Origin of the sequence: Accumulibacter sp. (assembly GCF_023806625.1) — a bacterium.
Taxonomy (GTDB): domain Bacteria; phylum Pseudomonadota; class Gammaproteobacteria; order Burkholderiales; family Rhodocyclaceae; genus Accumulibacter.
In genome coordinates, this window is record NZ_JAMTDX010000092.1 from 1 (window position 1) to 11,966 (window position 11,966).

Sequence of the window (11,966 nt, forward strand, 5' to 3'; positions counted from 1 at the left end):
CTGCTCCTGATTTGCAATTGCGTAACAAAATGTTGCTGGGAGGAGTGCGGGCAGCCGGTCGTCCAATACCGGCGAACGCAAAGCCGCAACGCGCCTCAGAAACACTTTTTTACAAGCGGGACAAATTGCGGAGACGCCTAGCGAGTACGCTCTTCTCGTCGACACCTGGGACGGTTGAATGTTGTCGGAGGAACCGATGCAATATCGTTCTCTCTCAAGGAAATATCCTAGCCGGACGGCGCTGGGAGTGATTGCGGCAGCCCTGATGTCCTTCTCCGCTGCCGTCGATGCTGCCGACCGATCGCAGGACTATCGCTTCGAAGTGGTCGATCAGCCGGTGGCGGTAAGCGCACACAGGGAATTCAACGTTAAGCTGACGAAGGCTTCCACGGGCCAGCCGGTGGAAAACGCCACCATCATCCGCGGCCGGCTGGAAATGACAATGGCCCACCATGCCCACAAGGGACCGCCAATGCCGATGGCGACAACGATGGGCGGCGAGGTCAAAGTCTTGGCAACATCGTCATCCGGCTTGTATCGGCTCATGGGTGATGTGTCGATGCCGGGGACATGGAAGCTCGACCTCGTTGCGACGGTTCCCGGCGAGGCGCAGCCCATCAAGGGGACAGCGACCTTCAAGGTCGGTCAATAGCCGGGGATAGCCGTGGTAGCGGATCTCTCCCGTCGGTCGGCGATAACGTGCATTAACGGCATGCCACCGCTCGCGTGCGGGACGGGGCGGTCTCCGTCGCGGCCCTTGGCGCGCTCGCACCGTGTCGGCAGGTGACCGACGGCGCCCCATTCTCACAGGAGATCCGATGAAGCGTCATCGTGCTTCGCCAGCGACAAATCCGAGCCCGCAAGCGCTGGGAATCATCGCCGCGGCCCTGATCTCCGTGTCGGCCACGGCGCATGCCGCGGACGGGTCCCTGGACTACCGCTTTGAAGTCGTCGATCAGCCGGTCGCGGTAAACGCCCGCAGCGAATTCGACGTAAGGCTCACCAATGTAACCACCGGGCAGCAGGTGGATAACGCGACGGTCACTGGAAGCATTTTGAACATGTCCATGCCGCGCCACCTGATCAAAGGGTCGTCGCCGGATTGGATGACGTACGAGATGTGGGGAGAAGTGCACTTTTTAGGAACGCCGGCACCGGGTCTCTATCGCTTCTTGGGCGATGTATCCATGCCTGGAGTGTGGAAGCTCCGCGTCTCGGCGAAGGTTCCGGGTGAACCGGAGGCGATCAACGGATCGGTGAGGTTCAAAGCCGGTCATTAGGGTAAGGATCACGTCCATGATCGAGGCGGAATTCGCCAAAGAGATGATCACTCTCAGAATGATCGGAATGGTCACCGATGAAGACTGGGATCATGCTGTGCTGGCTTTCCAACAGTCGCTGGGCGACGTTTTTGGGCTCCACCTGCGCCCTCAGGAGAGTGGCACGTTGTCGGTCCTGATGGACTGGGAGCGCCTGGAGGAGTGGAAACAGGGCGCGCGCATCGCCTGCACGCTGTTCTGCATGGGCTACCAAGACCTCGTTCGCCGGATCGCCATTATCGGGTCAGACGAGTGGAAGGACGAGGGTGAGCGTCTTACCGATATCTACAAGAACGCGCAGTTTCGCTTCTTCCAGGCGCCCGAGCGCGGTGCGGCAGTGGCATGGGTCACAGGCCGTTGACACACATGCGGTGGAACGACCCACCGTCATCGCGACGGCAGCCGGCAACACTTTGTTACAAATGGGAAAACGTCGGGACATCGGCAACCGCTAAGCACGGCGATCGAGCACGGGACGGCGTGGCGGGTCGAACTGCCAGCATGCACGCAACCTGCGGCAAGGATGGGACATGATCCGATGCAAGGGCTTGGCGCGGCGCGAGGCGCTGCACAGCGCCGGCATCCCCGCGGCGGCGGCTCTGGCGGCATTTTTGTCGCCAGATGTCACCTTCGCCCATCATGGTCACGATCATGCAACGCGCACCCCGCTTGACCTGAAGAGCAAGCGGGTGCGGATCGTCGGACCGGGCGAGGACTCTGGGATTTTGGCGCCTGGTGCTGGCGGCGGACCCCGCGGCCGGGGAAGGCGTGGTGAGCCCCGAGCAAGGGCAGATGGGGCTGGCGCCGTTTGCCCGCTTCATCGAGGACGCGCAAGCGCATGGCGGTGATTGGCCGGCGGGCGTCGATCGCGTCATCGCAGAAGCGCGCAGGGACCGCTGCCGGGATCGAGAGGTATCGGGTGTCAAGACGGCTGAGAGAAGGGAGACCTTGCATGCAACAACTGATCGGCGCGTTTCTCATCGCCTGCGCATTCACCGTGGCTGGCGACCGCGACGCCCTGGCCGCCGCCAAGGACTACGTCTTCGAAGCGACAAAGGCGAACGTCAAGCAGGGCAGTGATGCGATCGTAGCCGTGCGGTTGCTGAACACGACGTCGGGCGAGGCGGTGGCGAACGCCGTCATCTTCCAGATGCGGCTCGACATGTCACCCGACAACATGGGCGGCATGACAAGTAAGGTCACACCCGTCGCGTCCGACGAGCCCGGCGTCTACCGCTTCAAGGTGGACCTGACGATGGCGGGCCGGTGGGCGTTGAAGCTGGCGGCCAAGGTCCCGGGCGAACCGGAAACGGTGCGTGGCGAGGTCATCGTTGTTGCCGCGGAATAGGCTGATCGTTGCGGTGGCGTTGATCGCACTGGCCCCGATGGCGCGAGCGCAAAGCGCTCCGCCGTCGGCGTCGAGATCCGCGAGCGCGTCGGGCGATGTGGCGGTGCCCGGCGCCACCGTAGATCAACTGCTCGTCCTGGCGCGGCGGCTGAATCCCGACGTCGCCGCCGCGGCGCTGGAGAGCGAGGCGGCGCGCGCCCGCGTCGATGCCGCCGGCCGCCTGCCCGATCCGACGTTCGCGACCGAATTCAAGGACATCGATCGCCAGCGCGACAGCGCGCTTCCCGAGGAACTCGCACGGGTCGAATACAAGATCCAGCAATCGTTCCCGCTTTGGGGAAAACTGCAGCTCCAGGAAAGCGGGGCGCGGGCGCGGGCGGGTGCGGCGCGCGAAACCCAGCGCGCGACCGAACTGGAGATCGCGGCGCGGATCAAGACGATCTTCGCCGCATACTACGCCGCCTTCGAGAGTGGGCGCGTGACCCGCGACCTCTACGGCACCGTCGCCATGCTGGCCGACGTCACGCAAAGCCGCTACGCGCAGGGGCTGGGCGAGCAGGAGGATGCGATCCGCGCCGAGGTCGAGAAGACCCGGCTCAGGACCGATCTGGTCCGCTTCGGCGCCGATCAGCGACAGCGGGCCGCGCAACTCAACGCTCTGCTCGACCGGGCCCAGGACGCGCCGCTGGCAGCCCCGGAAGCCCTGCGGCCGCTGCCGGACGAAACACTGGAACTTGCTGCTTTGCTCGAACGCGCGCGGCTCGCCAATCCGACGATCGGTGCCGCCGGCTCGCAGATCACGGCGGCGGAGGCTGACCAGGCGCTGGTGCGCAAGAGCTGGTACCCGGATGTCACCCTGGGCGTGACCTTTCAGCAGTTCGTCGATCAGGACAAGCGCTCGCCGGGATACGAAGCGATGATCGGCACCACCATCCCGCTGCAATGGGGGCTGCGCGAGGCCTGGGAGCGGGAGGCGGCGGCCAACGTCGCCGCGGCGCGTCGCCGCCAGGATGCCGCCGACGCCCGCGTCCGGGGCGATCTTGCCGACGCCTTTTGGGCCCTCGATGGCCTGCGGCGGATCGGCGTCCTGTTGAAGGACGTGCAGCTTCCCGAGAGCCGGCTGGCGCTGCAGACCGCGCTGCGTGGCTACGAACAGGGACGTTCCAACCTGAATGCAGTCCTCGACACCGAGCAGCGGGTGTTCGAGACGATGCTGCGGTTGCTGGCGGTACAGGTCGAACAACAGGTTCGCCTCGCCGAAATCGAACGACTGATCGGGAGCGATCTGTGAAACGTGCCGTCGCCGTGCCCCTCGTCGTTCTCCTCGCGGCCGGCGCCGCCTATGGCGGTTATTGGTTTGCCCATCATTACTCGCCGGCGCTGTCCCCCGCGACAACCGCCGACACGCACTCGTCCGCCCACGGCGAGAGTCTCAAACCCGCCGAGCGCAGGATCCTTTACTACAAGGACCCAATGGGGAAGCCCGACTTCTCGCCGGTGCCGAAAGAGGACGAGATGGGGAAGGATTACATCCCGGTCTACGAGGACGAAGAAGAATCCTTCGAGCCGGCCGCCGCGCCCCAGGCGGACCGTGCCAACGGCACCCGCCAAGAGCGAGAGGTTCTCTACTACCGCAACCCGATGGGGCTGCCCGATACCTCGCTGGTGCCGAAGAAGGACCAGATGGGAATGGACTACATTCCCGTCTACGCCGACGAGGCCGAGGACGACGGTAAGGTGGTCAGGATCAGCCCGGCACGCGTCCAAATGCTGGGTGTGCGCACCGAATCGGTAACGCTGCAGACGCTGATGCGGCCGGTCCGCGCGGTCGGCACGGTTCAGTTCAGCGAGCGACAAATCGCCGTGGTGTCCACCAAGTTCGAAGGCTGGATCGAGACGCTGCTGGTGAACGCCACCGGCGAGCCGGTCCGGCGCGGCGAGACGCTGATGCGGGTGTACAGTCCACTTCTCGTGCAAACCCAGCAGGAATACCTCGATGCCGCGAAGATGGCCGCCTCGCTTGGCGAAGCGGACGCGGACAGCCGGACGGCGGCGAGCCGTCTCGTCGAGGGCGCCTTGCAACGGCTGCGCTATCTGGATTTTCCAGAGACTGAGCTGCGAAGACTGGAGCGGGAGCGGCGGGCCAGCCGGACGGTCGCCTGGCCCGCGCCATTCTCCGGCATCGTGCTGGAGAAGATGGTTTTCGAAGGCATGCGCTTCATGCCCGGCGAACCGTTGTTCAAGATAGCCGGCATCTCGCCGATCTGGGTGATCGCAGAGGTGTTCGAGCAGGACATGGCTCACGTCGCCGTCGGCCAGCCGGCGACGATCACGGTGAAGGCCTACCCGGGGCGCAGCTTCCGGGGCCGCGTCGCCTTCATCTATCCGACCGTCGGACCGGAAACCCGCACTGGGACGGTCCGGATCGAGATCGCCAATCCGCAGGGTGAACTCAAGGCCGACATGTATGCGAGCGTCGAACTCGACGCGCACGCGACCGCAACGAAGGCACTGACCGTCCCGGATTCGGCGGTGATCGACAACGGCGTTCGCCAGGTGGTGCTGATCGAGCGCGGCGAGGGCCGATTCGAGCCCCGGCCGGTCGAGGTAGGCGCCAAGGCCGATGGCTTCACCGAGATCCTCGCCGGCGTGAAGGCCGACGACCGGGTGGTGGTCAGCGCCAACTTCCTCATCGACGCGGAAAGCAACCTGAAGGCAGCGCTCGGCGCCTTCACCGCCGGCGAGCACCAGCACCAATGATCGGCGCGGTCATCCGCTGGTCGGCGCACAACCTCGTCCTGGTGCTGATCGGCACGATCTTCATCATCGCCGCCGGCATCTACTCGGTGGCCAGGACGCCGCTCGACGCCATTCCCGACCTTTCCGACGTCCAGGTGATCGTCTTCACCGAATATCCGGGCCAAGCGCCGCAGGTGGTCGAGGACCAGGTGACCTTTCCCTTGACCACGGCTATGCTGGCGGTGCCGCACTCCAAGGTCGTCCGCGGGCTGTCGCTGTTCGGCGCGTCGTTCGTCTACGTCATCTTCGAGGATGGGACCAACATCTACTGGGCGCGCTCACGCGTCCTCGAATACCTGAACTTCGCTTCGAAGTCGCTGCCGCAAGGCGTGACGCCGACGCTCGGCCCCGACGCCACCGGCGTCGGCTGGGTCTATCAATACGTCGTGACCAGCGCCCGGCGGACCTTGGCGGAACTGCGGACTCTTCAGGACTGGCACATCCGCTTCGGGTTGACCAAGGCGCAAGGCGTTTCCGAGGTCGCCAGCATCGGCGGCTTCGTCAAGACCTACGCGGTGACCGTCGATCCGCTGCGGCTGAAGTCCTACGACATTCCGCTGCCGCGGGTCGTGGCGGCGATCCAGCAGAACAACATGGACGTCGGCGGCCGGGTCATCGAGATGACCGAGACCGAGTATCTGGTGCGCGGGCAGGGCTACCTCAGAGGCATCGCCGATCTGGAAAAGGTCGTCCTGAAGGCGGAGGGATTGACGCCCGTGCTGCTGCGCGACGTCGCCCGCATCGAACTGGGACCGGACGAGAGGCGCGGCCTGACCGAACTGAACGGAGACGGCGAAGCCGTCAGCGGCATCGCCGTGCAGCGCTACGGCGGCAACGCCCTCGAAGTGATCGACAACATCAAGGAAAAGATCGCGGAGATCACACCCAGCCTGCCCGAGGATGTGTCGATCACTCCGGTCTACGACCGCTCCGATCTGATCCACCGGGCGATCGCGACCCTGAAGACCACGCTGATCGAGGAAAGCATCATCGTCGCCCTGGTCTGCGTCGTCTTCCTGCTGCACGTCCGCAGCGCGCTGGTCGCCATCATCATGCTGCCGGTGGGCGTGCTGATGGCGTTCATCGCCATGCATGCGCTCGGCATCAGTTCGACGATCATGTCGCTGGGCGGCATCGCGATTGCCATCGGAGCGATGATCGATGCCGCCATCGTGATGATCGAGAACGCCCACAAGCATCTCGAGCGCGCCTCGCCCGACACGCCGCGGATCCAATCGCTGGTCGACGCGGCGGTGGAGGTCGGCCCCTCGCTCTTCTTCTCGCTGCTGATCATCACTGTCTCGTTCCTGCCGATCTTCACGCTGGAAGATCAGGAGGGACGCTTGTTCAAGCCGCTCGCCTACACCAAGACGTTCTCGATGGCGGCCGCCGCCTTCCTGTCGGTCACGCTGGTGCCGGCACTGATGGTGCTTTTCATCCGTGGCCGGATCATTGCGGAGAAGAAAAACCCGCTCAACGGCTTGATGATCTGGATGTATCGCCCGGTCATCGCCCTGGTGATGCGGGCGAAACTGCTGACCGTCGCCATCGCCCTCGTCGTGCTCGGCGCCTCGGTGTGGCCGGCGATGCGGCTCGGCACCGAATTCATGCCGACGCTGAACGAAGGCACGCTGTTCTACATGCCGGTGACGCTGCCGGGACTCTCGATCACCAAGGCGGCGGAACTCCTCCAGACGCAGGACAAGATCATCAAGTCTTTCCCGGAAGTCGCCTCGGTGTACGGCAAGGCCGGACGGGCCGGCACGGCGACCGACCCAGCGCCGACCGAGATGTTCGAGACCGTCATCAACCTGAAGCCAGAAGACGAATGGCGCGACGGCATGACCGTCGACGGGCTGATCGCCGAGATGGACCGGGCCTTGCAGTTTCCCGGCATCAGCAACGCCTGGACGATGCCGATCAAGGCGCGCATCGACATGCTCTCGACCGGCATCCGCACGCCGGTCGGCGTCAAACTGTTCGGACCCGACCTCACGGGGCTGGAGCGGGTCGCCCGCGAGATCGAGCAGGCGGTGCGGACGGTGCCGGGAACCACCAGCGTCTACGCCGAAAGGGTGATGGGCGGCTACTACGTCAACATCGAACCGGACCGGGCGGCGCTCGCCCGCTACGGGCTGATGGTCGGCGATGTCCAGGAGGTGGTGCGCAGCGGTCTCGGCGCCGAGGCGGTGACCACCACCGTCGAAGGCCGCGAGCGCTACACGGTGAACGTCCGCTACCCGCAGGCGTTCCGCTCCGACCCGCAGGCGATCGCCGAGAACGTGCTGATCCCGCTGCCGAACCGCAACGCCATTCCGCTCGGCCAGGTGGCGAAGGTGAGCCTGGCGAAAGGACCGCCCAGCGTGCGGACCGAAAACGCCCAGCTCGTCGTCTACATCTTCGTCGATTTCCGGGACCGCGACATCGGCGGCTACGTCGCCGATGCGAAGAAAGCCGTCGCCGAGCGGGTGCAGTTCCCGCAAGGTTACTACGTGACTTGGAGCGGCCAGTTCGAGTATCTGCAGCGGGCCGAGGCCCGAATGCAAATCGTCGTGCCGGTGACGCTGCTGATCATTTTCCTGCTGCTGTACCTGAACTTCCGGCGCCTGACCGAGACGTTTATCGTGATGCTGAGCCTGCCGTTCTCGCTGATCGGCGGGTTGTGGTTCGTCTGGTACCTGGGATTTAACTTAAGTGTTGCGGTCGTCGTCGGCTTTATCGCGCTCGCGGGAGTCGCCGCCGAGACCGGCGTCATCATGCTGATCTATCTCGACCACGCCTGGACCGCGATCAAGGCCCGCTGCGCCGGCGAAGGCCGGTCGCCGACGCGCGCCGACCTCTACGAAGCGATCATGTTCGGCGCCGTCGAGCGGGTCCGGCCGAAGATGATGACGGTGATCGCGATCATGGCCGGGCTGTTGCCGATCCTCTGGTCGACCGGAACGGGTTCGGAAGTGATGCGGCGGATCGCGGTGCCGATGATCGGCGGCATGGTCTCGTCGACCGTGCTGACCTTGATCGTCATTCCGGCGATCTACGGACTGGTGAAGGGCTGGCGGCTGCAGCCGGCCAGGTTAACGGAAGGCAAGGGGGGGGCAATCGGAACGGCTTAGCCGCTCGGTGGTTGTCCGGACGGTTCGCAGACGTCGGAACGTGGCGCGGGAGTGGGCAAAATGCATCAGGATTCAGCGCAGAAGCCGCCGGAGATGACGAACAACGACGACCGTCACCCGGAAGCCGACCAGCGACGCGCAGGTCACGGTCATGCAACTGCGGACGGCCGACCTTCAGTCGCAACCGATCCCGTGTGCGGCATGGTCGTCGATCCGCGCGCAACGCCGCAACGAGCGACGGAGGGTGGTCGAACCTTCTATTTCTGCTCGGCCGGCTGCCAGCAGAAGTTCGAAGCCGATCCGCCCCGATATCTCTCTCCGGAGCGGGCGAAAGAGCCAGTTGAGCCGGTGCCCGAAGGCACCGTCTACACCTGCCCGATGCACCCCGAGGTGCGGCAGAGCGCGCCGGGATCGTGTCCGATCTGCGGGATGGCGCTCGAATCGCTGCTGGTCACGGCCGACGAGGGCCCCAGCGCCGAGTTCGTCACCATGGCGCGCCGGTTCTGGATCGGACTGGTACTAACGGCTCCGGTGTTGGTGCTGGAGATGGGCGGGCACCTTTTCGGGCTGTCGCACGCGATCGGCCAGCAGACGTCCAATTGGCTGCAGCTCGTTCTGGCGACGCCGGTGGTGTTGTGGGCCGGGTGGCCGTTCTTCGTCCGCGGCTGGCAGTCGCTGGTCACCCGCCAGCTCAACATGTTCACGCTGATCGCTCTCGGCACCGGCGCCGCCTGGATCTACAGCATGGTGGCGACACTCCTTCCAGGGGTTTTTCCAGCGACACTTCGGATCGCGCAGGGCGCCGTGCCCGTCTACTTCGAGGCGGCGGCGGTGATCACCGTTCTGGTGCTACTTGGGCAGGTACTGGAGCTGAAGGCGCGCGAAAGGACGTCGGGCGCCATCCGCGCGCTGCTCGACCTGACGCCGAAGACGGGGCGGCGGCTGCGCCCCGACGGCAACGACGAGGAAGTGACCCTCGATCGCATCAGTGTCGGCGACCGGCTGCGCGTTCGCCCCGGGGAGAAGGTGCCGGTCGACGGCGAGGTTGTCGAGGGCCGCTGCTCGGTGGACGAATCGATGGTCACCGGCGAGTCAATGCCGGTGACGAAGGAACCTGGCGCGAAGGTGATCGCCGGCACGCTCAACCAGACCGGAAGCTTCGTCATGCGCGCGCAGAAGGTTGGCCGCGACACGATGCTGGCGCGGATCGTGCAGATGGTCGCAGAAGCGCAGCGTAGCCGGGCGCCGATCCAGCGGCTGGCCGACCGCGTCTCGGGGTGGTTTGTGCCGCTGGTCATCGCGGTTGCCCTGCTCGCCTTCGCGGCTTGGTGGGTGTGGGGCCCCGAGCCCAGGTTGAGCTTCGCCCTGATCTCAGCGGTGGCGGTTCTGATCATTGCCTGCCCGTGCGCACTGGGCTTGGCGACGCCGATGTCAATCATGGTCGGGGTCGGCCGCGGTGCGCAGACGGGGGTGCTGATCAAGAACGCGGAAGCGCTGGAACGTATGGAACGGATCGATACCCTCGTGGTGGACAAGACGGGCACGCTGACCGAAGGCAAACCGAAGGTAACGGCCGTCGTGTCTGCACCCGGCATCGACGAGGTGGAGCTGCTTCGCCTCGCGGCGAGCGTCGAACGGGCCAGCGAACATCCGCTGGCCACCGCCATCGTCGCCGCGGCCGAGGAGCGAAGCCTCACGCTCGCCGAGGTGGCCGACTTCGACTCGCCGACCGGCAAGGGCGCCGTCGGTACCGTCGAGGGGCGGCGGGTGTCGATCGGTAACGTCGGGTTCCTCGCCGAACTCGGCGTCGCGACGGTCGTGCTCGAGGCCGACGCCGACCGGCTGCTCGGCGACGGCGGGACCGTCGTCTTCGTTGCCGTGGACGGCCGGCCGGGCGGCCTCGTCGCCATCGCCGATCCGATCAAGGCGACGACCCCCGCCGTCTTGCGCGCGTTGAAGGGCGAAGGCATCCGCGTGATCATGCTCACTGGCGACAACCGACGCACTGCCGAAGCGGTGGCGCGCCGACTCGGGATCGAGGAGGTCGAAGCGGAGGTCCTACCCGATCAGAAAATCGCTGTGGTGGAGAGACTGAAGCGCGAGGGAAGTATCGTCGCGATGGCGGGAGACGGCGTGAACGACGCACCGGCGCTGGCCGCCGCCGACATCGGCATCGCGATGGGATCGGGGACGGACGTCGCCATCGAGAGCGCTGGCGTCACCTTGCTCAGAGGCGACTTGACCGGCATCGTGCGTGCCCGGCGACTGTCGCGCGCGACGATGCGCAACATCCGTCAGAACCTGTTCTTCGCATTCGTCTACAACGCGTCCGGTGTGCCCGTCGCCGCCGGCATTCTCTATCCTTTCTTCGGCTTGCTGCTGTCGCCCGTGCTCGCCGCCGCCGCCATGGCCCTCTCGTCCGTCAGCGTTGTGGCCAACGCATTGCGACTGCGGTTCGTCCGGCTGTAGTTGGCATGCAAAGCTATCAGGGCTCGTTATGTAGGTCATGAGCTTCGAGGGGGGGCCCTGCCGCGTCAGTATGGATTGTGGTTATGATGCCTTTAGCTCATCGTCGTGTATGCGTGGTCTGTTTGAAACATTTGTGCCACCGATGCAGCATACAGTTGGCCCTCCACCTCCCGTCGCCGCACCACCCCCTTCAGGTTCCGGCTGCCGCCGAGGTTGAAAGTGAACGACGTAAATGCCTCGAACGGGCCGTCGGCGAGCGGCGCGGCGATCAGCCACGGGAGCGCGCTGGTCGGAATCGTCGCTTATTACCGCGACAATCGCCTTCTACGCCCCCAGAAACGCCCCCGTAACGATCACCCGCGTCTCGATGGTCTTCCCGGCGGTGCCGGCGATCGTCACGGCGAGGCGGTCGTTGGCGTCGTCGGCGGCGAAGGCGATCTGGTTCTCCGTGCCGTCGCTGGAGATCCCGGCCGGCGCCTTCACGAGCGTCACCGTTCCGGCGCTGTTCTTGATGACGCCACCACTGAACCGGCAGACCTGGTGCGCGCCGTCAGTACGGTTCCAAGTGGTCTGGAACGCCTCGAAGCAGAAGACCTTGCCGGCCGGGATCGCGATGAAGTTGGCACCGTCGGTGGTGAGCTCGACGGTGGAGCCGTCGGTGGTGGTGGCGGCCAGCACGTAGGTCACCATGCCGTGGCTGGCGGACGTACCGAAGGCGAGCTCGCCGGCATTGACGGCTGTCTGCGCCTTGCCCAGCGCCACCGCGTTCTGCTTGGCAACGACGCAGCTCCGGCCAATGGCGATGCCGCTTTCGGCCGAGACGTCGCACTCGGAGCCGATCGCGATCGCATTCTCGCCGATGACGCCGCCGGAGTCGTAGTTGTTGTTGTTGCCGATCGCGATCGAGCGCGCGCCGAC

The 11,966-nt window shown here is 65.5% G+C and carries 9 protein-coding genes; 8 read left to right on the forward strand and 1 reads right to left on the reverse strand.

The genetic code is table 11. From position 1 onward, the window contains the following. Positions 1-196: 196 nt before the first annotated feature. From NFW05_RS14450 to NFW05_RS14485, 8 genes are all read left to right on the forward strand, one after another. The gene (locus tag NFW05_RS14450) at positions 197-652 is read left to right on the forward strand and encodes a FixH family protein (RefSeq protein WP_295308316.1); all 456 of its coding nucleotides are present in this window, start codon (positions 197-199) and stop codon (positions 650-652) included. Positions 653-818: 166 nt separating this feature from the next. Further along, positions 819-1,280, forward strand: a complete 462-nt coding sequence (locus NFW05_RS14455) for a hypothetical protein (protein ID WP_295308319.1) — start codon at positions 819-821, stop codon at positions 1,278-1,280. Between the two features lie 16 nt (positions 1,281-1,296). Further along, entirely contained in the window at positions 1,297-1,680 is a 384-nt protein-coding gene (locus NFW05_RS14460; protein WP_295308322.1) for an STAS/SEC14 domain-containing protein, read from the forward strand. 591 nt (positions 1,681-2,271) lie between these two features. Then, on the forward strand, positions 2,272-2,667 hold the full coding sequence (locus tag NFW05_RS14465) for a FixH family protein (RefSeq protein WP_295308325.1): 396 nt from the start codon (positions 2,272-2,274) through the stop codon (positions 2,665-2,667). Positions 2,668-2,770: 103 nt separating this feature from the next. Beyond that, positions 2,771-3,958 carry a TolC family protein gene (locus NFW05_RS14470; RefSeq protein ID WP_295308328.1) on the forward strand — a complete coding sequence of 396 codons (1,188 nt, stop codon included), beginning with the start codon at positions 2,771-2,773 and terminating at the stop codon, positions 3,956-3,958. After that, entirely contained in the window at positions 3,955-5,427 is a 1,473-nt protein-coding gene (locus tag NFW05_RS14475; protein WP_295308331.1) for an efflux RND transporter periplasmic adaptor subunit, read from the forward strand. Before NFW05_RS14470 ends, NFW05_RS14475 begins: the two co-directional genes overlap by 4 nt. Further along, positions 5,424-8,579, forward strand: coding sequence for a CusA/CzcA family heavy metal efflux RND transporter (locus NFW05_RS14480; protein WP_295308334.1), 3,156 nt, complete (start codon positions 5,424-5,426; stop codon positions 8,577-8,579). Before NFW05_RS14475 ends, NFW05_RS14480 begins: the two co-directional genes overlap by 4 nt. A gap of 93 nt (positions 8,580-8,672) precedes the next feature. Continuing rightward, entirely contained in the window at positions 8,673-11,048 is a 2,376-nt protein-coding gene (locus tag NFW05_RS14485) for a heavy metal translocating P-type ATPase (protein WP_295308340.1), read from the forward strand. 324 nt (positions 11,049-11,372) lie between these two features. On the opposite strand, the gene NFW05_RS14490 is transcribed toward NFW05_RS14485, so the two are convergent. After that, the coding region (locus NFW05_RS14490; protein WP_295308337.1) for a hypothetical protein at positions 11,373-11,966 on the reverse strand (594 nt) is incomplete at its 5' end.